At 69.7% G+C, this 22,364-nt stretch carries 17 protein-coding genes and 1 tRNA gene; 12 read left to right on the plus strand and 6 right to left on the minus strand.

What is annotated here, in order from left to right:
* Positions 1-340 precede the first annotated feature (340 nt).
* The 8 genes from fdnG to AOZ53_RS27840 all read left to right on the plus strand — a co-directional run bounded on the left by fdnG (position 341) and on the right by AOZ53_RS27840 (position 10,758).
* Positions 341-3,409, plus strand: a complete 3,069-nt coding sequence (fdnG, locus tag AOZ53_RS27805; protein WP_156333555.1) for a formate dehydrogenase-N subunit alpha — start codon at positions 341-343, stop codon at positions 3,407-3,409.
* A 10-nt stretch (positions 3,410-3,419) separates the two neighbouring features.
* Positions 3,420-4,319 (plus strand): formate dehydrogenase subunit beta, encoded by a 900-nt coding sequence (fdxH, locus tag AOZ53_RS27810; protein WP_054435021.1) that lies wholly within the window; start codon positions 3,420-3,422, stop codon positions 4,317-4,319.
* Positions 4,312-4,959, plus strand: coding sequence for a formate dehydrogenase subunit gamma (locus tag AOZ53_RS27815; protein WP_006392487.1), 648 nt, complete (start codon positions 4,312-4,314; stop codon positions 4,957-4,959). The genes fdxH and AOZ53_RS27815 overlap by 8 nt, the downstream gene beginning before the upstream one ends.
* Positions 4,960-5,085: 126 nt before the next feature.
* A complete protein-coding gene (gene fdhE, locus AOZ53_RS27820) occupies positions 5,086-6,021 on the plus strand; it encodes a formate dehydrogenase accessory protein FdhE (RefSeq protein ID WP_054435024.1) in 936 nt (311 codons plus the stop codon).
* Between the two features lie 2 nt (positions 6,022-6,023).
* Positions 6,024-7,484 carry an L-seryl-tRNA(Sec) selenium transferase gene (gene selA, locus AOZ53_RS27825; RefSeq protein ID WP_054490239.1) on the plus strand — a complete coding sequence of 487 codons (1,461 nt, stop codon included), beginning with the start codon at positions 6,024-6,026 and terminating at the stop codon, positions 7,482-7,484.
* A complete protein-coding gene (gene selB, locus AOZ53_RS27830) occupies positions 7,481-9,418 on the plus strand; it encodes a selenocysteine-specific translation elongation factor (protein WP_054490241.1) in 1,938 nt (645 codons plus the stop codon). The genes selA and selB overlap by 4 nt, the downstream gene beginning before the upstream one ends.
* Before the next feature lie 12 nt (positions 9,419-9,430).
* Positions 9,431-9,526 (plus strand) — tRNA-Sec (locus tag AOZ53_RS27835).
* A 197-nt stretch (positions 9,527-9,723) separates the two neighbouring features.
* Positions 9,724-10,758 carry a glycosyltransferase gene (locus AOZ53_RS27840; RefSeq protein WP_054490243.1) on the plus strand — a complete coding sequence of 345 codons (1,035 nt, stop codon included), beginning with the start codon at positions 9,724-9,726 and terminating at the stop codon, positions 10,756-10,758.
* 7 nt (positions 10,759-10,765) lie between these two features.
* On the opposite strand, the gene AOZ53_RS27845 is transcribed toward AOZ53_RS27840, so the two are convergent.
* Together AOZ53_RS27845 and AOZ53_RS27850 are read right to left on the minus strand one after the other, a co-directional pair.
* Positions 10,766-11,308, minus strand: a complete 543-nt coding sequence (locus AOZ53_RS27845) for a TlpA disulfide reductase family protein (protein WP_054490245.1) — start codon at positions 11,306-11,308, stop codon at positions 10,766-10,768.
* A gap of 12 nt (positions 11,309-11,320) precedes the next feature.
* Positions 11,321-12,418 (minus strand): transglutaminase-like domain-containing protein, encoded by a 1,098-nt coding sequence (locus AOZ53_RS27850; protein ID WP_054490247.1) that lies wholly within the window; start codon positions 12,416-12,418, stop codon positions 11,321-11,323.
* A gap of 141 nt (positions 12,419-12,559) precedes the next feature.
* On the opposite strand from AOZ53_RS27850, the gene selD reads away from it, so the two are divergent.
* The gene (gene selD / locus AOZ53_RS27855) at positions 12,560-13,621 is read left to right on the plus strand and encodes a selenide, water dikinase SelD (protein WP_054490248.1); all 1,062 of its coding nucleotides are present in this window, start codon (positions 12,560-12,562) and stop codon (positions 13,619-13,621) included.
* Between the two features lie 46 nt (positions 13,622-13,667).
* Here the strand turns inward: selD and AOZ53_RS27860 are convergent, their stop codons facing one another.
* Complete coding sequence (locus AOZ53_RS27860; protein ID WP_231690700.1) at positions 13,668-15,740, minus strand: LTA synthase family protein; 2,073 nt, start codon at positions 15,738-15,740, stop codon at positions 13,668-13,670.
* 246 nt (positions 15,741-15,986) lie between these two features.
* Positions 15,987-16,907: a LysR substrate-binding domain-containing protein gene (locus tag AOZ53_RS27865; protein WP_054490250.1), complete on the minus strand. Its 921-nt coding sequence runs from the start codon at positions 16,905-16,907 to the stop codon at positions 15,987-15,989.
* 172 nt (positions 16,908-17,079) lie between these two features.
* On the opposite strand from AOZ53_RS27865, the gene AOZ53_RS27870 reads away from it, so the two are divergent.
* Together AOZ53_RS27870 and AOZ53_RS27875 are read left to right on the plus strand one after the other, a co-directional pair.
* Positions 17,080-17,319, plus strand: a complete 240-nt coding sequence (locus tag AOZ53_RS27870) for a DUF2917 domain-containing protein (protein WP_082385796.1) — start codon at positions 17,080-17,082, stop codon at positions 17,317-17,319.
* Entirely contained in the window at positions 17,316-17,960 is a 645-nt protein-coding gene (locus AOZ53_RS27875; protein WP_054435051.1) for a 2-hydroxychromene-2-carboxylate isomerase, read from the plus strand. Before AOZ53_RS27870 ends, AOZ53_RS27875 begins: the two co-directional genes overlap by 4 nt.
* A 284-nt stretch (positions 17,961-18,244) precedes the next feature.
* On the opposite strand, the gene AOZ53_RS27880 is transcribed toward AOZ53_RS27875, so the two are convergent.
* Positions 18,245-18,622: a DUF779 domain-containing protein gene (locus tag AOZ53_RS27880; RefSeq protein WP_054490254.1), complete on the minus strand. Its 378-nt coding sequence runs from the start codon at positions 18,620-18,622 to the stop codon at positions 18,245-18,247.
* Positions 18,623-18,677: 55 nt separating this feature from the next.
* Complete coding sequence (gene adh / locus AOZ53_RS27885) at positions 18,678-20,207, minus strand: aldehyde dehydrogenase (RefSeq protein ID WP_054435054.1); 1,530 nt, start codon at positions 20,205-20,207, stop codon at positions 18,678-18,680.
* 228 nt (positions 20,208-20,435) lie between these two features.
* Here adh and AOZ53_RS27890 point away from each other — a divergent pair, with 228 nt between their 5' ends.
* Positions 20,436-22,334: a sigma-54-dependent Fis family transcriptional regulator gene (locus tag AOZ53_RS27890; protein WP_054478835.1), complete on the plus strand. Its 1,899-nt coding sequence runs from the start codon at positions 20,436-20,438 to the stop codon at positions 22,332-22,334.
* Positions 22,335-22,364 lie beyond the last annotated feature (30 nt).

Genomic DNA, 22,364 nt, shown 5'->3' on the forward strand with positions numbered 1-22,364 from the left:
GCGGGGGCCGGCGCCAGGCTCGGCGCGGCCAGCGACAGGGACAGGGCCAGGGGGGCAAGACGGCGCATCGGCGCTCCAACGGGCATGCGGGACGGGCGGAAAAGCGGGCCGGAACCCGCCGTCGGCAATGGTAGCAGTCTCGCGATCATCCAAAATCCGCGAAAAACCCCGATCCTGGCCGTAAATCGTTCTCATTGCTCGATTTCATGGTCGGGGGACGCAAGGCATGGAAACTCGTCCGCGCTGCGCCTATACTTGCTTGCATATCCTTGGAATTCGTAGGGCTTTTCCCCTGGACGGCCCCGCGGCTTCCCCCCATTCACCCGGAGAGGAGTGCTTCATGGTCAACATGAACCGCCGCCAGTTCTTCAAGGTGACCGGTACGACGCTGGCCGGCTCGAGCCTGGCATTGCTGGGGGTAGCCCCCGGCACGGCCATGGCCGAGGTGCGCCAGTACAAGCTTGCGCGCATGACGGAAACGCGCAACACCTGTCCCTACTGTTCGGTCGCCTGTGGTCTGCTGATGTATGGCCTGGGCGACGGCGCCAAGAACGCCCGCGCCAGCATCATGCACATCGAGGGCGACCCCGACCACCCCGTCAACCGCGGCACGCTCTGTCCCAAGGGCGCGGCCCTGATCGACTTCATCCACAGCCCCAACCGCCTGAAGTACCCGGAATACCGGGCGCCCGGTTCGGACAAGTGGGAGCGGATGTCGTGGGACGACGCCCTGACGCGCATCACCAAGCTCATGAAGGCCGACCGTGACGCCAACTTTGTCGAAAAGACCGACGACGGCAAGACGGTCAACCGGTGGCTGACCACCGGCATGCTGGCCGCCTCGGCAAGCAGCAACGAGGTGGGCTACATCACGCACAAGACTGTGCGCAGCATGGGGATGCTGGCGTTCGACAATCAAGCCCGTGTCTGACATGGCCCGACGGTGGCAGGTCTTGCCCCGACGTTTGGCCGTGGAGCGATGACGAACCATTGGGTCGACATCAAGAACGCGGACGTAGTACTGATCATGGGCGGCAATGCCGCCGAGGCCCACCCGTGCGGGTTCAAATGGGTCACGGAAGCGAAAGCCCATAACAAGGCGAAGCTGATCGTCGTGGATCCGCGCTTCACGCGCTCGGCATCCGTGGCGGACTTCTACGCGCCCATACGCACCGGCACCGACATCATCTTCCTGGGTGGCGTCATCAAGTACCTGTTGGATCACGACAAGATCCAGCACGAGTACGTGCGCAACTACACCGACTTTTCCTACATCGTGCGCGAGGACTTCGCGTTCGACGCGGGCCTGTACTCCGGCTACAACGCCGACAAGCGGACCTACGACAAGGCCAGCTGGGACTACGAGCGCGGCGACGACGGCTACGTCAAGACCGACCCGACGCTGGAGCATCCGCGTTCGGTCTACCAACTGCTCAAGAAGCACTACTCGCGCTATACCGAAGAGATGGTCGAACGCGTCTGCGGCACGCCGCGCGACAAGTTCCTGAAGGTCTGCGAGATGCTGGCGTCCACCGCCACCACCAATCGCGCCGCGACCATCCTGTACGCGCTGGGCTGGACGCAGCACTCGATCGGTTCGCAGATCATCCGCACCGGCGCCATGGTGCAGCTGCTGCTGGGCAACATCGGCATCGCCGGCGGCGGCATGAACGCGCTGCGCGGGCACTCGAACATCCAGGGCCTGACCGACCTGGGCCTGATGTCGAACCTGCTGCCCGGCTACATGACGCTGCCCAACGAGCCCGAGCAGGACTACGGCAAGTACATCGCCACGCGCGCGCTCAAGCCGCTGCGGCCCAACCAGCTCAGCTACTGGCAGAACTACAGCAAGTTCCACGTGAGCCTGATGAAGGCCTGGTGGGGCAAGGCCGCGACCGCCGAGAACAACTGGGCGTTCGACTACCTGCCCAAGCTCGACAAGCTCTACGACATGCTGCAGGTCTACGAGCTGATGAACCAGGGCAAGATGAACGGCTACCTGGCGCAGGGCTTCAACCCGCTGGCGGCCGCGCCCAACAAGGCCAAGCTGAACGCCGGTTTCGCCAAGCTCAAGTTCCTGGTCATCATGGACCCGCTGGTCACCGAGACCTCGGAATTCTGGCGCAATGCCGGCGAGGCCAACGACGTCGATCCCAAGCAGATCCAGACCGAGGTGTTCCGCCTGCCCACCACCTGTTTCGCCGAGGAAGACGGCGCGCTGGTGAACTCCGGGCGCTGGCTGCAATGGCACTGGAAGGGCGCCGAGCCGCCGGGCGAGGCCAAGAGCGACATCGAGATCATGTCGCTGATCTTCACGCGCCTGCGCAAGATGTACCAGGAAGAGGGCGGCAAGTACCCGGACCCCATCGTCAACCTGTCCTGGCCGTACTCCAACCCGCAAAGCCCGACCGCGGAAGAACTGGCCAAGGAATACTCGGGCAAGGCGCTGGTCGACCTGGTCGATCCCAAGGACGCGACCAAGGTCACGCGCAAGGGCGGCGAGCAGCTGGCCGGCTTCGCCGAGCTGCGCGACGACGGTTCCACCGCCAGCGGCTGCTGGATCTTCGCCGGCGCCTGGAGCCCGGCCGGCAACCTGATGGCGCGCCGCGACAACAGCGACCCGACCGGCATCGGCCAGACCCTGAACTGGGCCTGGGCCTGGCCGGCCAACCGCCGCATCCTGTACAACCGCGCGTCCTGTGACGTCTCGGGCAAGCCGTTCGATCCGCGCCGCAGCCTGATCTCGTGGAACGGCAAGGCCTGGGTCGGCGCCGACATCCCCGACTTCAAGGGCGATGAAAACCCCGACGGCGGCATGGGCCCGTTCATCATGAACCCCGAGGGCGTGGCGCGCTTCTTCGCGCGCGCCGGCATGGCCGAAGGGCCGTTCCCGGAACACTACGAGCCGTTCGAGACGCCGCTGGGCTACAACCCGCTGTATCCGAAGGCCAAGGGCGTCACCAGCAATCCGGCGGCGCGCGTGTTCAAGGACGACCTGGCGGCGATGGGCACGGTGGACAAGTTCCCCTACGTGGCCACCACCTACCGCCTGACCGAGCACTTCCACTACTGGACCAAGAACGTCCGCATCAACGCGATCCTGCAGCCCGAGCAGTTCGTCGAGATCGGCGAGGCCATGGCCAAGGAACTGGGCATCGCCAACGGTTCGCGCGTGAAGGTGTCGTCCAACCGCGGCTACATCAAGGCGGTGGCGCTGGTCACCAAGCGCCTGCGCGCGCTGACCATCGAGGGCAAGACCGTGCACCACGTGGGCATCCCGATCCACTGGGGCTTCGTCGGCCTGGCCAAGCCCGGCTTCCTGACCAACACCCTCACGCCATTCGTGGGCGACGGCAATTCCCAGACACCGGAATTCAAGTCGTTCCTGGTGCAGGTCGAGAAGATTTAGGAGAGCGCTCATGTCAATGCAATCCCTGGACATCAAACGGCGCTCGGCCACCACCACGCCGCCGCCCGGCATCCGCGAACCCATCACCGGGTCCGTGGCCAAGCTGATCGACGTCTCCAAGTGCATCGGCTGCAAGGCCTGCCAGAGCGCGTGCATGGAGTGGAACGACCTGCGCGACGAGATCGGCACCAACGTCGGCGTCTACGACAATCCGGCCGACCTGACCGAGCATTCCTGGACCGTCATGCGCTTCTCGGAATACGAGAACCCGCAGGGCGACCTGGAGTGGCTGATCCGCAAGGACGGCTGCATGCACTGCGAGGACCCGGGCTGCCTGAAGGCCTGTCCGTCGCCGGGCGCCATCATCCAGTACAACAACGGCATCGTGGATTTCCACGAAGAGAACTGCATCGGCTGCGGCTACTGCATCACCGGCTGCCCGTTCAACGTGCCGCGCATCTCCAAGAAGGACCACAAGGCGTACAAGTGCACCCTGTGTTCCGACCGCGTGGCCGTCGGCCAGGAGCCGGCCTGCGTCAAGTCCTGTCCCACCGGCGCCATCGTGTTCGGCACCAAGGACGACATGAAGCAGCACGCGGCCGAACGCATCGAGGACCTGAAGTCGCGCGGCTTCGAGCAGGCCGGCCTGTATGACCCGCAGGGCGTGGGCGGCACCCACGTGATGTACGTGCTGCATCACGCCGACCAGCCCGGGCTGTACCACGGGCTGCCGAAGGATCCGCAGATCAGCCCGATGGTGTCGCTGTGGAAGGGCATCGCCAAGCCGCTGGGCGTGGCCGCCATGGCGCTGACGGCGCTGGCCGGCTTCTTCCACTACGCCCGCGTCGGCCGCAACGAGGTCGACGAGGAAGACGAACGCCGTGCCGAAGAGGAGATCCGCCATGAGTGACGATCGCCATCACCGCCGGATCAAGCGCTATTCGCCCGGCGAGCGCACCAACCACTGGATCATCGCCTTCACCTTCATCCTGCTGGCGCTATCCGGGCTGGCGCTGTTCCACCCGTCGATGTTCTGGCTCACCAACCTGTTCGGCGGCGGTCCCTGGACCCGCATCCTGCATCCGTTCATCGGGCTGGTGATGTTCTTCTGCTTCGTGGTGTTCGCCGGCCACATGTGGCGCCACAACATGATGACCAAGGCCGACCGCCAGTGGCTGCGCCAGCTCAACGACGTGGTCGAGAACCGCGAAGAGAAGCTGCCCGAGGTTGGCAAGTACAACGCCGGCCAGAAGCTGCTGTTCTACGTGCTGATCCTGTGCATGCTGGGGCTGTTCGCCAGCGGCATCGTGATCTGGCGCGAGTTCTTCGCCTTCTACTTCCCGATCTGGGTGGTGCGCGCCGCCTCGGTGCTGCATGCCGTTTGTGCATTGGTGCTGATTTGCGCGATCATTGTGCATATTTATGCGGCGATCTGGGTCAAGGGCTCGCTCACGGCGATGCTGCGCGGCTACGTGACCGCGGGCTGGGCGTGGAAGCACCACCGCGCCTGGTTCCGGGAACAAATCGGCAAGCAGTCCACGACGAAATAGGCGGGTCCCGCCCGGCGGGCGCCACCTTGCGGTGGCGGCCAGGCCGGGCCGGCTCCGCCCGATCCCACCGCACGGCTGCCTCCCCTTTGCGGGGCGGCAGCCGTGTTTGTTTATCTGGAGACGCAATTGCAGCGAATTCTTCCGCGTGGCGAGATCGAGGCGCTCGATCACAACACCATTCCCCGCATCCAGCTGCCGGCGCGCGATTCGGTTTTCGCGACGCGCGCGGCGCGCCTGCGGCAGCTGGCCGTGGACAGCCCGGTGGCCGACTACCTGCTGCTGATGGCGCGGCTGGTCGACGCCCAGCACCATGCCCTGCGCGGCTGCAACGCGCCGCCCGCCTCGGAAGACCGCATCGCCCTGGCGCAGGCCCATGGCATGCCGCCGCTGCAGGCGGTGGGCTGGCCGCGCGACCCGTTGTGGCGCGACATCCTGCGCCAGCTGGTCGACGAGGTCGCCGGCGGCCAGGACGTGCCGGCCGAGGCCCTGGAAGTCTGCGCGGCGCTGCGCCGCGCGCTCGATGAAGACACCGAGTCGCTGGAAGACCTGGCCGAGGCGGTGCTGTCGGAACAGCATCGCGGCGTCGACGGCGCCGCCGCGCCGTTCGTCATGGCCGCGCTGCAGGTCTACTGGACCGACCTGGCCAGCCGCTTCGACGAAAAGCAGTTGCCGGTGGCCTCACCGTTCGGCGTCTGCCCGGTCTGCGCCAGCCTGCCGGTGGCCAGCGTGGTGCGGGTGGGCGGGCAGTTCGAGGGCTACCGCTACCTGTGCTGCAGCCTGTGCGCGACCCAGTGGCACATGGTGCGGGTCAAGTGCTCGCACTGCGAGGACGTCGAATCCGTGGCCTACCAGGCCATCGAGGGCCGCGCGCCCGCCATCAAGGCCGAGACCTGCGACCGCTGCCACACCTACCGCAAGATCTTCTACCAGGACAAGGACCTGCACGTGGAGCCGGTGGCCGACGACCTCGCCAGCCTGATGCTGGACGTGCTGGTGGGCGAGGCCGGCTATTCGCGCGCCAGCGGCAATCCGCTGCTGTGGCACGGCGCCGAGGAGGAATAGCCATGACCGGGCTCGCCGCCGCCGCCGACATCCCCGCGCTCGACCGGCTGCTGAACGCGCCGGCGCTGGCCGCGGCGCTCGACACCCATGGCCGCACGCAAGTGGTGGCGGCGTTGCGCCGGCACCTGGACGCCCTGCGTCAACGCGCCCTGGCGGGCGAACTGCCGCGCGCGGAACTGGCCGAGCGCGCCGTGGCCGCGGCCATCAACGGCGCCCTGGCGCGTGCCGCCGCGCCGCGCCTGCGCGCCGTCTACAACCTGACCGGCACCGTGCTGCACACCAACCTGGGGCGGGCGCTGCTGCCCGATGAAGCGGTGGCCTCGGTGCTGCGCGCGCTGACCACGCCGGCCAACCTGGAATTCGACCTCGACAGCGGCGGCCGCGGCGACCGCGACGACCTGATCGACGACCTGCTGTGCGAACTGACCGGGGCCGAGGCCGCCACGGTGGTCAACAACAACGCGGCCGCCGTGCTGCTGATGCTGAACGCGCTGGCCGACCGCCGCGAGGTGGTGGTGTCGCGCGGCGAGCTGGTCGAGATCGGCGGCGCCTTCCGCATCCCCGACATCATGAAGCGCGCCGGCGCCAAGCTGGTCGAGGTCGGCACCACCAACCGCACCCACGCCGCCGACTACGAGAACGCCATCGGCCCGCGCACCGCGATGCTGATGAAGGTCCATTGCAGCAACTACGCCGTCACCGGCTTCACCAAGAGCGTCAGCGTGGCCGAGGTGGCGGCGCTGGCGCATGCGCGCGGCCTGCCGGCCACGGTGGACCTGGGCAGCGGCACGCTGGTGGACCTGACCCAGTTCGGCCTGCCGCGCGAGGACACGGTGCGCGAGACCATCGCCGCCGGCGCCGACCTGGTGACCTTCAGCGGCGACAAGCTGCTGGGCGGCCCGCAGGCCGGCCTGCTGGTGGGGCGCGCCGACCTGATCCGCAAGATCAAGAAGAATCCGCTCAAGCGCGCGCTGCGCGTGGGCAAGCTGACGCTGGCGGCCCTGGAGCCGGTGCTGCAGCTGTACCGCGCGCCGGAATTCCTGGCGCAGCGTCTGACCACGCTGCGCCTGCTGACCCGGCCGCAGCGCGAGATCCAGCCGCAGGCCGAGCGCCTGCGCGGCGTGCTGGCGCAGGCCGCGGGCGCGGACTACGAGGTCGAAGCGGTGCCGATGTTCAGCCAGATCGGCAGCGGCGCCCTGCCGGTGGACCAGCTGCCCAGCTACGGGTTGGCGGTGCGCCACCGCGGCAAGGGCCGACCGGGGCGTTACCTGGACCGCCTGGAAACGCGTTTGCGCAATCTGCCGGTGCCGGTGATCGGCCGCATCGCCGATGACGCGCTGTGGCTCGATCTGCGCTGCCTGGAGGCGCGCGACGAAGCCGCCTTTACTGAACAACTCGCCGAAAGTCTCGCTGAACCACCCGCCGCGCCATCCGCGGCGCAACCCGCGGAGCCGCAGGCATGATCGTCGGCACCGCCGGCCATATCGACCATGGCAAGACCACGCTGGTGCGAGCGCTGACCGGCGTCGATACCGACCGCCTCAAGGAAGAGAAGGCGCGCGGCATTTCCATCGAGCTGGGCTACGCCTACACGCCGCTGCCCAATGGCGACGTGCTGGGTTTCATCGACGTGCCGGGCCACGAGAGGCTGGTGCACACCATGGCCGCCGGCGCCAGCGGCATCGACTTCGGCCTGCTGGTGGTGGCGGCCGATGACGGCGTCATGCCGCAGACGCGCGAGCACCTGGCGATCCTGGCGCTGCTGGGCGTGGCGCGCGGCGCCGTCGCCTTGACCAAGGTCGACCGCGCCGACGCGGACCGGTTGGCGGCGGTGCGCGCCGAGATCGCGGCGCTGGCGACCGATACCTTTCTTCAGGACGCCCCGCTGTTCGAGGTCTGCGCGGCGCGTCCCGGCGATGACGGCGTGGCGCGGCTCAAGCAGCATCTGGACGAGGCCGCGCAGGCGCTCGGCGCGCGCGACGGCGCCGGTCTGTTCCGGCTGGCGGTGGACCGCGTCTTCACGCTGGCCGGCCACGGCACGGTGGTGACGGGCACGGCGCATGGCGGCCGCGCCCGCGCCGGTGACGAGGACGCCGACCTGCGCCTGATGCCGGCGGGCGCGCGGGTGCGGGTGCGCAGCATCCACGCGCAGAACCAGCCCAGCGAAACCGGCGCGGCCGGGCAGCGTTGTGCGTTGAACCTGGCGGGCATCGACAAGGACGCCATCGCGCGCGGCGACTGGATCGCGGACGCGCGCTGTTTCCTGCCGTCGCGCCATGTCGACGTGGCGCTGACGCTGCTGCCCTCGGCCGACGCGCCCCTGCGGGCCTGGACGCCGCTGCATGTGCATGTCGGCGCGGCGCGCCATGTGGCGCATGCGGTGCCGCTGTCGGCCGACGCGCTGGCGCCGGGCCAGTCGGGCTGGGTGCAACTGGTGTTCGATGAGCCGGTGTGCGCGATGCCGGGCGACCGCTACATCGTGCGCAACGCGCAGGCCACGCGCACGGTCGGCGGCGGCCGGGTGCTCGATCCGAATGCGCCGGACCGCAAGCGGCGCGCGCCGGCGCGGATGCAGTGGCTGCAAGGCGTGGCCCGGATGCTGGATGGCGGCGGGTTGCAACCGCTGCTGGCGCAGGCCGCGCTGGGGCTGGACGAGACGACGCTGCAGCGCCTGACCGGCAAGCCGGTGCGCGACCTGGCGGCGCCCGAGGGGGCGACCTGGATCGAGCCGCGCGCGCCGCAGGGCGTGCGCACGCTGATCCTGGCCACGCACCAGGAAGCGCTGCGGGCGCGGGTGGAGCAGGCGCTGGCCACGTTCCACCAGGGCGCGCCGGACGAACCCGGGCCGGACGGCTCGCGCCTGCGCCGCATGGCCTTGCCGGCGGCGCCCGAGGCGCTGTGGCAGGGTCTGCTGGACGATCTGCGGCAGCAGGGCCGGGTGCTGCGCAACGGGCCGTGGCTGCATCTGCCGGGCCACACCGCCGCGCTGGCCGAGGCCGAGGCGCAGCTGGCGCGACGCCTGCTGCCGCTGCTGGCGGCGGGGGCCTACGATCCGCCTTGGGTGCGCGACCTGGCGCGGTCGCTGGCCGAGCCGGAAGAACGGGTGCGCCAGGTGCTGCGCAAGCTGCTGCGGCGCGGGGACGTGGCGCAAGTGGTGAAGGATCTGTTCTATCACCGCGAGCGGGTGGCGGAGCTGGTGGCGCTGGCGGTCGAGCTGGCCGGAAAGCCGGAAGGGCTGAACGCGGCGGCCTTCCGGGACGCCACGGGGCTGGGACGCAAACGGGCGATTCAGATCCTGGAGTTCTTCGATCGGACGGGGCTGACGCGGCGGGTGCGGGACACGCATGTGCTGCGCGCCGATAGCGCGTATCTCGGGGCGAGTCAGGCGGTATCATAGGCGGGTCTTTCTGGAAGGCATCCGTGTCCGGTGGCACGGCCGGGCTTCAAACCCGGTTGGGGGCGTCAGACGTTCCCAGGTAGGTTCGACTCCTGCTGCCTTCCGCCATTCTTACCCGTGATGGTCGTCCGGCTAAAAATAGGCGGACCGGTCTTGTATTGATGCGTTCGGCCCCCCCTGGCCCCGTAATCCGGCGTAGTTTACCGATCCACCCGCGCCTGTTGGACGATGGATCCAATATCGAAGACCAATGGCAAGACCCTGGTTCAAGGCGCGAGGATTCAAGCGCCTACGCATCACCGGATATGAACCACGTCGACCCCATTGCGCCACAGATCAGTCTGATCATCCCCGTTTACAACTGCGAGCGGTTTCTTCCCTACCAACTGGACGCGCTGCTGGGCGATGCCGCGATGAGCATGGAGGTGATTGCGGTCGATGACGGTTCCTCCGATGGTGGCATGGCGATCATGCAGGCCTACGCCGCCAGGGATGCCCGCCTGCGCATCATCAAACAGGCTCATCTCGGGCAGGGCGCCGCAAGGAATGCGGGCCTGCGGGTGGCGCGCGGCACCTGGATTGCCTTCGCCGATGCCGATGACGTGCTGCCCGTGGCGGATCTCGCGGCTTGGCATGAACAGGTCATCTCGCAGGATCTGGATGTGTTGATCGGAAACGCGTATCGGTTCACGGACACGCCGCCTCCCGCTCCCCGTCCTCCCGTCCTGACACGCCAGCCCGTCGCCCGGACGATGACCGGCCAGGACTGGATCGCCCACTGTGTCGGCGTCGGCGAATGGCCGCATTACGTCTGCCTGCAACTGGTCAGGCGTGAACTCATCACCCGGCACCGGCTGGCGTTCGACCCCACGATATTCCACGAAGACATTCTCTGGACCGCCGACCTCGCCCTCGTCGCCAAGCGGATTGGCTTCGCGCCCGAACCCGTGTACGGCTATCGCCGCAACCCCGATTCGACAACGCTCTCGGCGTCACCCCAGGTCCGCCAGTGGCGCGGCATCAGCTACGTCCATATCATCGGCACCTTGCTTGCTGTCTCCTCAAGGCAAGAACTCGGCCGCAGGACGCGTATCTCGATCGCCCGCCACGTGCTGCATGAACTTCTGTGCTTCGTGAATCTGCTACGCAAGGACGTGGACAATCCGCAGATGCGGGCGCACCTCGCGCGCGCCATGCTCGATCTTCGCGCCTGGCCGCGGCTGGTTCGCCACGCGCGCGGTGTCGCCGATCTTCGACGCCTGCTCAAGGCGTATTGGCGGCTGCGACGAATGGCCCGGGCCGAAAGCTCAGTCGCCGCCGACGCGGCCGCCAGCCGGTAGCCAGAGCCTAAGCGCGCAGCATCCGGGTGACGACGCTGCTGACGTTCTCGGCTTTCCAGTCCAGGGCGCCCAGGTGCCAGTGGCGGATGCTGCCGCCGCGGTCGACGAGGTAGTTGGCGGGCAGGCCCACGGCGTCCCATTTCTTGGAGACGGTGCTGTTGCGGTCGTGCAGCACGGCGCCGGCGACGGGCCATTTGGCCAGGAAGGTGGTGATCTTGCCGAGGGCTTCGCCGACGTTGACGGCGATCAGGCGCAGGCCTTCTTCGCGGTGGCGCCGGGCCATGGCGGACATGAGGGGAATTTCGTCGCGGCAGGGATCGCACCAGGTGGCCCAGAAGCTGACGATGACGACGTTGCCGCGCCAGTTGGCAAGCTTCTGTTCGCGGCCGGAGAGGTCGGGCAGGACCAGGGGCGGGGTGGCGGCGGTCCAGGGGGCCCAGTCGGGGCCGGTGGCGAGCTTGAGGGCGCTGTCGCTGGCGGCGGCGCGGGCCCAGGCGGGCAGCGCCGCCAGCGACAGGGCGGATTGCAGCAGTTGGCGGCGGCTGGGCATGGCGCGGCCGGTTCAGGTGGACAGGGGGCGGGCGGTCAGGGTGTAGCGGAAGCGGTCGGGGTCGAGGCTGTCCAGGCGGCCGTCGGCGGTTTCGCCGTTGGGGTACATCAGGAACGGCACGGGGCCGTGGGCGGAGCCGGGCAGGGCGACGTCGTGGCCGTGGTTGTAGGCGACCCAGTTCATTTCCCAGGCGCCGAACAGCATGACGCGGGCGCTGCGCACGCGGGCGTCGGTGGCGGGCAGGTCGCCGGGCGGTTCTTCCAGCATGACCTTGCGCACGTCGGCCGGGTCCACCGGGATCCAGCCATAGCCGTCGGCGTAGAACTCGGCGCGGCAATGCTGCGCGCGGGTGACGTCGCCGGCCTTGCCCAGGCTCTTGTAGCCGAGCTGCGAGTCGGCCACGCGCAGGCCGTAGGCGTCGCGGGCGGGGATGCCGGAGGCCCGCGCCAGCGCGACGAACAGCGCGTTGATGTCGGCGCACTTGCCGTTCAGGTCGTTGGCGGTGAGCATGTAGCGCACGTCGCCGGTGCCGCAGCCGCGGGTGGAGGCGGTGCGGCAGGTGTTGTCGACCACCCAGTCATAGATCGCCCGGGCCCGCGCCAGCGTGCCCTGGTGGCCCTGGGTGATGCGGTCGGCGGTGGCCTTGACGATGCCGTCGGTGGGCAGCAGCTCGGTGGGCTGGATGAATTCGCGCAGGGTGGCGGCGCTTTCGCGCGGGGCGCCGGGGGGCGGCTGGGTCAGGTCGACGCGGCGGTTGCGGGTCTGGAAGCGGCTGGTCACGGTGACCTCGCGCGGCGCCTGGGCGTCGGGCCATTGCACCGCCAGCATGCGCACGTCGTAGCCGGGGGCCTGCGCCAGCTGCGCGCTGCCGCCGCCGCTGACCAGCCAGGCGCTTTGCGCGCCGCGCTGGTAGGACGTGTCGGCGGCATAGGGCAGGGGGATCCAGAGGCGCGGATGGGCGCCGGGGTCGAGCACCTGGATGTGGGTGGTCAGTTCGAAGCCGCGCCAGTCGGCGCTGACGGGCGCCTGCTCGGCGCGCGCGGCCAGGGGCAAGGCCGCCTGGGCGGCGCACAGGGCGCCCGAGAAACGGAGGAAGTGTCGGCGATCCATAAAGCCCTCACGCACGGTGAAGTTTGGCTGTCGGTGCGCCCGGTGGCGGGCGGCCGTCCGTTGCTGCCTGCTGCCAGATCATCATAGGGCCATTCGGGGGCGCGATGCTATCCTTTTCCCATCACCTACGGAGAGACTGACATGACCCAGGATGCTGCGTCCGCGGCGGTGCCGCGCTTGACCTCGCTGTCCCATGGCGGCGGCTGTGGCTGCAAGATCGCGCCCGGCGTGCTGTCGCAATTGCTGGCGCGTTTCGGGCCGGCCGCCAGCTACCCCAACCTGCTGGTGGGCACCGAGACGGCCGACGATGCCGCCGTCTACCGGCTCAACGACGAGCAGGCCCTGATCGCGACCACCGACTTCTTCATGCCGATCGTCGACGATCCCTACGACTTCGGCCGCATCGCGGCCACCAACGCGCTGTCCGACGTGTACGCCATGGGCGGCACGCCGATCATGGCGCTGGCGATTGTCGGCATGCCCATCAATGTGCTGCCGCACGGCGTCATCGCCGACATCCTGCGCGGCGGCGAATCGGTCTGCAAGGACGCCGGCATTCCGGTGGCCGGCGGCCACAGCATCGATTCGGTCGAGCCGATCTACGGCCTGGCGGCGATGGGGCTGGTGCATCCGGACCGCATCAAGCGCAACGCCGACGCCCGCGCCGGTGACGTACTGGTGCTGGGCAAGGGCCTGGGCGTGGGCATCCTGTCGGCGGCGCTCAAGAAGAACCGCCTGAACGCGGACGGCTACCGCGTGATGATCGAGACGACCACGCGCCTGAACCGGCCGGGCGCGGCCCTGGCGGCGCTGGACGGCGTGCACGCCATCACCGACGTCACCGGCTTCGGCCTGCTGGGCCACACGCTGGAGATGGCGCGCGGCGCGGGGCTGACCGCGACCCTGCGGCGCGAGGCCCTGCCGTGGCTGCCGGGCGTGCAGGCCTTTGCCGCCGATGGCGTGATCACCGGCGCGTCGGGCCGCAATTGGGCCTCGTATGGCGAATCGGTGCGGCTGGCGGCCGGCGTGACCGACGTCGAACGGGCTTTGCTGACCGATCCGCAGACTTCCGGCGGCCTGCTGGTGGCGTGCGCGCCGCAAGCGGCGCAGGCGGTGCTGGATCTGTTCCGCGAACAGGGTTTCGCCGATGCCGCGGTGGTCGGCGAGATGACGGCGGGCGACGCGCTGGTGCGGGTCGACTAGCGCGCATCGCGACGGCGCGGCCGGGCGTGCCGGGCCGCGCCGCGGCTCAGGGCCGCTCCGGGCGCGATGGCAGCTGGTGCTGCACCTGGTAGTTGATCTGCCATTGCAGCAGCGGGCCGTAGGCGTCGAGCCGGGCCTGTTCGGCCGCCTGGGCCGGCGTGGCGTCGCGTTCGGCCGCCAGCGCCAGGCCGGCGCCATCGGCCCAGGGCAGGATGCGGCCGGGACGGTCGCGCAGGTAGGCGCCGTCGCGCGTGATCAGCAGGCGCGGATTGTTGAAGCCGAAGCACCATTGCGGGTCGGGCCGGGCCGCCAGCAGGTCGCAGCCGCTGCGGAAATAGGGCGTGTCCGGCAGGCTCAGCTGATACAGCGTCGGCAGGATGTCCTTGTGGCTGCCGGGGCGGGCGGGATCGTAGGTCGACTGCCCGCGGTAGGCGCGCGGCACATACAGGTAGAACGGCACGGCGCGCGCCAGCACGGCATCGCTGTCGAGCGCGTAGTCGACGCCCAGGATGTTGTGGTCGCCGGTGACGGCGACGATGGTGTTGGCGCCGTTGGGCGAGGCCTTCAGGCCGGTCAGGAAACGGCCCAGCTGATCGTTGGCGTAGCGCAGCGTGTCGAAGGCCTCGTCCAGGCCGGTCCAGCCGGCGTAGTAGGGCAGCCGTTCGATGTCGTCCAGGTCGAGGCCGCCGCGTTGGCCGCCCTCGGGCAGCAGGAAGGGCGGATGATGGGTGGTGGACAGGGCCATGACGAGCAGGCGCTCGCCATCGCGGTCGGCCCGCGCCAGCCGCTCGCCGATATAGCGGAACATGTATTCGTCCGGCACGCCCCAGACCCCGGGCTGCGCCTCGGGGTAGCGCTGCCGCAGCGCCAGCTGGTCGACGAATTCCTGCGCGCCCAGGTGGCTGGCGAAGCGGCCCAGGTTGCGCCAGGTGGCCGTGCCCGAGGTGACGAACACCACGCGGTAGCCGCGCGCCAGGAACGGCGCGAAGGCATTGCTGGCGAAGGTGGCGTTGGCCGCCGACGACTGGCTCGTGGCCGGCATCGGGCTGCGCACCAGCAGGCGGCTGAGGGTGTCGATGGTGCCGTTGCCCTCGGACAGGAAGCGGTCGAAGCGCCAGTCCTCGCGCCAGTGCGGCCGCAGCGCGCCCAGCAGGTCGCGGCCGGGGCGGTCGTACATGTTCATGTGATGCCCCATGCTCTCCATCACCTGCAGCACCACGTGCGGCGGCCGCTCGCGCGCCTGCGGGTTGGCGCCGGTCGTGGCCATGAAGGGCTGCAGGCCCTGGCCCGGCCGTCCCAGGAAGCGCTGGTAGAGCTGCGCGCCTTCGTCGTCGGCGACGCTCGTGAAGCGCTTGTCGTTGTCGCGTTCGGACAGCGCCCAGAAGAAGGCCGAAATGCCGTTGGGCGCGATGTCGTTGAGCAATCGCAGCGAGGAAATGCCGGTGTCGTCCTTGTTGAGCGGGAAGGCGCCGAGCGAGCCGCGGCAGGCCAGCACGGTCACGCCCAGGATCAGCAGCATCCGCAAGGCGCTGGGCGCCAGCGGCCGCCGCGCCAGCCGCGCGCGCAGCACCCGGGCGCGCCAACGGCACGCCAGCCAGCGGGTGGCGGCCAGCACCGCCGCCAGCAGCGCCAGTGTGCGCAGCACCGGATAGCCGTGCCACAGCGTCGCCGCGATGGCGCGGGTATCGTCGTCGATCAGGCCGAACACGAAGATGTCGATCGAGCGCGAGAAGGTGGCGAAGTAGCACACGCTCACCACCGTGCTGGCGGCGAACAGCGTCGCCAGTACGGCGCCCAGGTAGGGCAGGCAGCGCAGCCACAGCGCCTGCGCCGCCGGGCGCGCGGCCAGCAGCAGGGCGGCCAGCAGCGGCGCCGAGAATGCGATGGCCGCGACCTTGATGTCGAACAGCAGGCCGATCGCCAGGGTGCGGTTGATGTCCTGCGGCAGCGCCGCGTAGGCGCCCGGCGGCGCATAGGCCGCCAGCAGGTAGGCGCGGCCGGCGCCTTGCGCCAGCACCGACACCAGCCACGGCGCCAGCAGGATCAGGAAGGAACGCTGGAAGTTGATGAACCAGGCTTGCCAGGCGTCCGCGGAACGGAAGCGCTTCATCTGCGTCATGAAAGAAATGCGGGGCGTTGCCGGAAAACGGCGGCAACAGGCCGCGCCCGCGGTCGGGACGGCGGGTACGGGGTTCATTCGCAGGGGAGCTCGGCGCCGTGCGGGGATGCAGGCGGCAATCTACAGGAGGGGCAACGCGAATCTATGAAGGTTTGTATAGAACTTGTAGCGGGCTGCCCAGGCCATCGGCCGGTGCGTCGGTCTGAAAAGGCCTGCGTGTCGGCCGGCGCCCGGCATTTGCAGGGCCTATTCCGGCGCCAGCAGGCTCGCCGTGGTCGCGGCCTGCTGCACCAGCCAGCGCGTCACGATCTCGGCGTCGGGCGTGCTGCGGCGGGCATTGCGCACCAGCCAGTAGGCATGTTCGGTGGCATCGGCGGGCTGGCCGCCGACCGTGGCCAGGCGGTGATCGGCCAGCATCGGCGCGATCAGCGCCAGCCGCCCCAGCGCGATGCCGTGGCCGGCCAGGGCCGCGTGCACGATCTGGTCGTACTGGTTGAAGCGCAGCATGCCCTTGGGCCGCACGCGGCCCTGGCCGCGCGCGTTGAGCCATTCGGACCACTGCAGCCAGGGGCGGGTGGGGTCGTCGAACTCCAGCAGCACGTGGCGCTGCAGCTCGCGCGCGTCCAGGGCGCGGGCCTTGAGCGAGGGATGCGCCACCGGCACCACCGATTCGCCGAACAGCCAGACCGCGCCGTCCGGCACCGTGTCGCGCAGGCTGTAGCGGATGGCGATGTCGACGCTCTCGCGGTCGATGTCGATGACGCGGTTGTCGGCCGCGACGCGCACGTCGATGTGGGGATAGGCGGCCTGGAAGTCGCCCAGCCGCGGCAGCAGCCAGAGCGAGGCCACGCCGATGGTGGTGGTGACGGTGACCGGGGTGCGGCGCTCCGGCGCGCGCAACTGCTCGGTTAGGTCGCCCAGCTGGCTGAGCCACGCGTCCGCCATGCGGAACAGCTGCGCGCCTTCGGACGTGAACGAGACGCTGCGAAAGCCCCGCAGCAGCAGCGGCACGCCCAGGTGCGCTTCCAGCGCCCGGATCTGCCGGCTGACGGCCGATTGCGTCACGTGCAGGTCCTGCGCCGCCAGCGTGATGCTCATGCGCCGGCCCACGGCGACGAAGCCTCGGACCAGATCAAGCGGGGGAAGTTTGGCCAGCGGGTATGACATTCGTGAAACTCATGCGTAGGCGGCGGAAATGTCGCTTGTGCAATATAACGCCTGCGGCGTCCAATATGACTCGGACGACGGGTGAAGCGAAGGCGATTCGGCCAGGCCCGCCGCGAGGGCCGCCGCCGCGGCCGGGAGCGCAGCCATGATTCAGCTTTGTTGCACTGCGGGAATGTCATTCCGTTTGCCCCGGGGTTCGACTATGCTGCTCAGGCGCGCCGCGGGTCTGCGCATCGTGTGCCGCGCCGGCGCTGTCTGGATATCCGAATACCGCCGCGCCGACGACAGCGTGCTGCAGGCAGGCGATTCCGTCATCGTGGCCAGCAATCGCGACGTCGTCCTGAGCGGCCTGCCGGATGGGCAGGTCGCCCTGGTTTCCCAGGTCCCCCAGCCGTTGGAGCTTGTGTCATGAATGCGCCCCTGTCCGCCCCGCCCCGCCTCGAGATGTGGTTCGATTTCGCCAGCCCCTACAGCTATCTGGCGATCGAGCGTATCGGCGAGCTGGCGGCGCGGGCGGAGGTACGGGTCGACCTGCGGCCGTTCCTGCTGGGGCCGATCTTCCAGGCCCAGGGCTGGAACGACACGCCATTCCGCCTGTTTCCCGGCAAGGGCGCCTACATGATGCGCGACATCGCGCGCCTGGCCGAAAAGTACGGCGTGCCCTACAACCGGCCGCGCCTGTTCCCGCGCATGAGCGTGCTGCCGGCGCGCATCGCGCTGCTGGGCGAGGACGAACCGTGGGGCCGTGATTTCTGCCTGGCGGTGTTCCGCGCCAATTTCCAGCGCGACGAGGACATCCAGGCCGAGGACGTGGTGCACGCGCTGCTGACCGGGCTGTCGCTGGACGCCGACGCGCTGATCGCGCGCGGCAAGTCGGAAGCCGCCAAGGAGGCGCTGCGCCGCCGCGTCGACGAGGCCCGTCACCTGGGCCTGTTCGGGGCGCCGACCTTCCTGGTGGACGGCGAGATGTTCTGGGGCAACGACCGCCTCGAGGACGCGCTCGAATGGACCCGCCGCGCGCCCGTCAGCGCCTGGGCCGCCGCGGCCGGCTGACGCTGCCGGTTTCAGGTCCGTCTTGCCATCGCCGCCGCCGCGCGGCCACCTTGCAGATTTCTTCCGTCAACGCTTTATCCGCAATGAAAAACAGCAGCAGTCCGCTACGTGGCGCACCCATGCCGGGTGGCCGTTCGTTCACGCAATTTCGCGCCGCGCGCATCCGCCGCGTGTCGTTCCAGTGCCAACAACAGGAGGCCTGTGGCGCCGAGCCGGCAGGCAAGGGCGGCGGGCCGCGGCGTTCCTGACGCGCCGCGTCCGCCGGGCCGCCCCGGGCGCCGGCTTCAACCGCGCGTGACCGGGGCCACGTTGGCCCACTCCTCGTCCGAATACAGGCGCGAGCGCAGCAGGAAGCGCTTGCCCTCGGCGCTGTCGAGCGAGAACGCGCCGCCGCGTCCGGGCACCGCGTCGATGATGAGTTGGGTGTGCTCCCAGTAGGCGAACTGGTCTTCGCCCATGTAGAACGGGCAGCCCTCCAGTTCGCCGAGCAGCACGTCCGAGCCGCCCACCATGAATTCGCCCAGGGCGTAGCACATGGGCGAGCTGCCATCGCAGCAGCCGCCCGACTGATGGAACATCAGCGCGCCGTGCTTGGCGCGCAGGGTGTCGATCAGTTCGCGGGCCGCGTCGGTGGCCACCACGCGCGCAGTGATCTCAGGCATGACCAGCCTCCCATGGCCCGCGCCGGGTGCCGGCCCGGCGCGGGCCCTCGACGCGTCAGAAGAAGCCCAGCTTCTTGGGCGAGTAGCTCACCAGCAGGTTCTTGGTCTGCTGGTAGTGGTTGAGCATCATCTTGTGGTTCTCGCGGCCGATGCCCGACTGCTTGTAGCCGCCGAACGCGGCGTGCGCCGGATAGGCGTGGTAGCAGTTGGTCCAGACCCGGCCGGCCTTGATGGCGCGGCCCATGCGATAGCACGTGTTGGCGTCGCGCGACCAGACCCCCGCGCCCAGGCCGTAGAGCGTGTCGTTGGCCAGCGCCAGCGCGTCGTCGGCGTCCTTGAACGTGGTCACCGCCACCACCGGCCCGAAGATCTCTTCCTGGAACACCCGCATCTTGTTGTGGCCCTTGAAGACGGTGGGCTGCACGTAGTAGCCGCCTTCGAGCGCGCCCTGCATCCTGGCGCGCTCGCCGCCGGCCAGCACCGCGGCGCCTTCCTGCTTGCCGATGTCCAGGTACGACAGGATCTTCTCCAGCTGTTCGGTGGAGGCCTGCGCGCCCAGCATGGTGTCGGCGTCCAGCGGGTTGCCCTGCTTGATCTCGGCCACGCGCTTGAGCGCGCGCTCCATGAACTTGTCGTACAGCGATTCCTGGATCAGCGCGCGGCTGGGGCAGGTGCAGACCTCGCCCTGGTTCAGCGCGAACATGACGAAGCCCTCGACCGCCTTGTCGAGGAAGTCGTCGTCCTGCGCGGCCACGTCGGCAAAGAAGATGTTGGGCGACTTGCCGCCCAGCTCCAGCGTCACCGGGATGATGTTCTGCGACGCGTACTGCATGATCAGGCGGCCGGTGGTGGTCTCGCCGGTGAAGGCGATCTTGGCGATGCGCTTGCTCGAGGCCAGCGGCTTGCCGGCTTCCAGGCCGAAGCCGGTGACCACGTTGACCACGCCCGGGGGCAACAGGTCGCCGATCAGTTCCATCAGCAGCAGGATGCCCAGCGGCGTCTGCTCGGCCGGCTTGAGCACCACGCAGTTGCCCGCCGCCAGCGCCGGCGCCAGCTTCCAGGCGGCCATCAGGATGGGGAAGTTCCACGGGATGATCTGGCCGACCACGCCCAGCGGCTCGTTGAAATGGTAGGCCACGGTGTCGTGGTCGATCTCGGACAGCCCGCCTTCCTGGCTGCGGATGCACGAGGCGAAGTAGCGGAAGTGGTCGATCGCCAGCGGGATGTCGGCGGCGCGGGCCTCGCGGATCGGCTTGCCATTGTCCCAGGTCTCGGCGGTGGCCAGGCGTTCCAGGTTGGCTTCCATGACGTCGGCGATGCGCATCAGGATCTGCGCGCGTTGTGCCGCCGGGGTCGCACCCCATTTGGGCGCGGCGCGGTGCGCCGCATCCAGCGCCAGGTCGATGTCGCGCTCCTTCGAGCGGGCATTGCGGCTCAGCACCTGGCCGGTGACCGGCGTGACGTTGTCGAAGTATTCGCCATCGGCGGGCTTCTGCCATTTGCCGTCGATGAAGTTGTCGTACTGCGTCCTGAGGTCCAGGCGCGTGCCATAGGATTCGGGGGTGACGCGGGTCGCGATGTCCATGCTTGTCTCCGGTATTGTGGGAATGACGGCAGTCGGGTGCCTGCTTCTCCTGAAGCAAATCGCGTGCCATCGGGGGGTTATCCGCTGGACAAGCGCGCGTGCCGCGTGCGAAAGTAGATTTCCACGCGCCGGCAAAGGGCGTGGGCGGCGCATTGCCGCCCCAGGGTGTCGCGTTTCGCGACAGTGTCGCGGAACAGGTGTCGCAGAACACCGTCCAAGGAGACATGCATGGCCAGTCAATCCCGTCGGCAATCGCTGACGCAAGCGCGCCAGCTGTTCAACCAGCAGGGCGTCGTGCCCGGCGGGCTGGTCGCCGAGCCCATCCTGCGGTCCTGGCGCCGTTGCGCCGATCTGGGCTTCGACATGCGCGGCGCGCGCCGCGCCGAGCCCATGACGGCCGGCGAGCTGCGCGAGGCGCGTGAACGCAACGAGGCGCTGCGGCGCCTGTCCGAACCGGCCATGTCGCTCCTGCGGCGCGAAGGCGGCAGCGACGGGCTGGTGATCCTGTCCGATGCGCAGGGCCTGGTGCTCGACAGCGACGGCGACATCGATTTCGCGCAGCGCGCCTCGCGCGTGGCGCTCATGCCCGGCGCCCCGTGGGACGAGGCCGCCGCCGGCACCAACGCCATCGGCACCGCGCTGGTGGAAGGCCGGCCCATCGTCGTCGACGGCGCCGAACACTATTTCGAACCCAACCGCATCCTGACCTGCGCCGCCGTGCCCATCACCGACAGCGAAGGGCGCATGCTGGGCGTGCTGGACCTGTCGAGCCCGGCGCGCGCGATCCGTCCCGACGTGCTGGCGCTGGTGCGCGCGGCGGTCGACCTGATCGAGCATCAGCTGTTCGACGCGGCGCACGAGCCGTGCGCGGTGCTGCGCTTGCACGCCGACCGCTCGGGCCTGGGCACGCCCGGCGAGGCCCTGCTGGCCTTCCAGGGCGACCTGCTGGTGGGCGCCAACCGCCGCGCCTTGCAGATGCTGGGGCTGGCGCCCACGGCGCTGGGCGTGTATCGCTACGGCGACCTGTTCGATGGCGACCTCGACCACAGCCCCGATGCGGCCGGCCGGGTGCATGCGCGTTCCGGCGCGATCTATCACGCGCGCCTGCGCCTGCCGCGCGCCCGTGCGCCGCTGACGCCGCTGGCGCCGCAACCGACCCTGCGCCTGCCCGCGGCATCGCCGCCGCCGGCGCCCGTGGCGCGTGGCGGCCTGGCCAGCTTCGATGCCGCCACCCTGGGCGCGTTGGCGCGCGCGGTGCACCTGTCGGACGCGGGCGTCTCGATCCTGCTGCAGGGCGAGACCGGCGCGGGCAAGGAGATCTTCGCGCGCCAGCTGCATGCGCGCAGCCGGCGCGCGGCCGGCCCGTTCGTGGCGGTCAATTGCGCGGCGCTGCCCGAGAGCCTGATCGAGTCCGAGCTGTTCGGGTACGAGGACGGCGCCTTCACCGGCGCGCGCCGCCAGGGCAGCAAGGGGCTGCTGCGGCAGGCGCATGGCGGCGTGCTGTTCCTGGATGAGATCGGCGACATGCCGCTGGCGCTGCAGTCGCGCCTGCTGCGGGTGCTGCAGTCACGCGAGGTATCGCCGCTGGGGGCGGCGCGGCCGGTGCCGGTGGACTTCACGCTGGTGTGCGCGACGCATCGCGCGCTGGCGCACGATGGCCCCGATGCGCCGGTGCGCGCCGACCTGTATTTCCGCATTGCCGAATACACGGTGACGCTGGCGCCGCTGCGCGCCCGCGCCGACCTGCGCGAGCTGCTGCGCTCGCTATGGGCTGCGCAGGGCGCGGGGCCGGTGCTGCCGACCGAGATCGAGGACACGCTGGCGCATTACGCCTGGCCCGGCAATTACCGGCAGCTGGCCGCGGTGCTGCGCACGCTGCACGTGCTGGCGGGGGCCGCGGGCGTGGTCGATCGCGAGATGTTGCCGGCTGACCTCCGCGGCCAGCCGGCCGAGACGCCCGCGGCGGCGGCGGGCACGACCAATCTGCAAGCCATGGCCGACGACGCGATCCGCGCCGCGCTGGCCGCGCATGCGGGCAACGTCAGCGCCGCGGCGCGCGCGCTCGGCGTGCATCGCAGCACGCTGTACCGGCGCGCGGCGGCGCTCGGCCTGGCGCGGCCGCGCTGAGCGCGCGAACGCCCGCCCGGCGCGGCCGGA

The sequence above is a fragment of the Achromobacter sp. 2789STDY5608621 genome (genome assembly GCF_001299375.1).
Classification (GTDB): Bacteria; Pseudomonadota; Gammaproteobacteria; order Burkholderiales; family Burkholderiaceae_B; genus Achromobacter; species Achromobacter insuavis.

What these genes read in the sequence shown, in the direction of transcription:
- selD (WP_054490248.1), top strand. Translation starts at nt 12,560, where the DNA reads ATGACCCAGGATGCTGCGTCCGCGGCGGTGCCGCGCTTGACCTCGCTG.
- selB (WP_054490241.1), top strand. Translation starts at nt 7,481, where the DNA reads ATGATCGTCGGCACCGCCGGCCATATCGACCATGGCAAGACCACGCTG.
- adh (WP_054435054.1), bottom strand. Translation starts at nt 20,207, where the DNA reads ATGGACATCGCGACCCGCGTCACCCCCGAATCCTATGGCACGCGCCTG.
- AOZ53_RS27850 (WP_054490247.1), bottom strand. Translation starts at nt 12,418, where the DNA reads ATGGATCGCCGACACTTCCTCCGTTTCTCGGGCGCCCTGTGCGCCGCC.
- AOZ53_RS27860 (WP_231690700.1), bottom strand. Translation starts at nt 15,740, where the DNA reads ATGACGCAGATGAAGCGCTTCCGTTCCGCGGACGCCTGGCAAGCCTGG.
- AOZ53_RS27870 (WP_082385796.1), top strand. Translation starts at nt 17,080, where the DNA reads ATGTCATTCCGTTTGCCCCGGGGTTCGACTATGCTGCTCAGGCGCGCC.
- AOZ53_RS27845 (WP_054490245.1), bottom strand. Translation starts at nt 11,308, where the DNA reads ATGCCCAGCCGCCGCCAACTGCTGCAATCCGCCCTGTCGCTGGCGGCG.
- AOZ53_RS27815 (WP_006392487.1), top strand. Translation starts at nt 4,312, where the DNA reads ATGAGTGACGATCGCCATCACCGCCGGATCAAGCGCTATTCGCCCGGC.
- AOZ53_RS27865 (WP_054490250.1), bottom strand. Translation starts at nt 16,907, where the DNA reads ATGTCATACCCGCTGGCCAAACTTCCCCCGCTTGATCTGGTCCGAGGC.
- fdxH (WP_054435021.1), top strand. Translation starts at nt 3,420, where the DNA reads ATGTCAATGCAATCCCTGGACATCAAACGGCGCTCGGCCACCACCACG.
- AOZ53_RS27875 (WP_054435051.1), top strand. Translation starts at nt 17,316, where the DNA reads ATGAATGCGCCCCTGTCCGCCCCGCCCCGCCTCGAGATGTGGTTCGAT.
- selA (WP_054490239.1), top strand. Translation starts at nt 6,024, where the DNA reads ATGACCGGGCTCGCCGCCGCCGCCGACATCCCCGCGCTCGACCGGCTG.
- AOZ53_RS27880 (WP_054490254.1), bottom strand. Translation starts at nt 18,622, where the DNA reads ATGCCTGAGATCACTGCGCGCGTGGTGGCCACCGACGCGGCCCGCGAA.
- AOZ53_RS27840 (WP_054490243.1), top strand. Translation starts at nt 9,724, where the DNA reads ATGAACCACGTCGACCCCATTGCGCCACAGATCAGTCTGATCATCCCC.
- AOZ53_RS27890 (WP_054478835.1), top strand. Translation starts at nt 20,436, where the DNA reads ATGGCCAGTCAATCCCGTCGGCAATCGCTGACGCAAGCGCGCCAGCTG.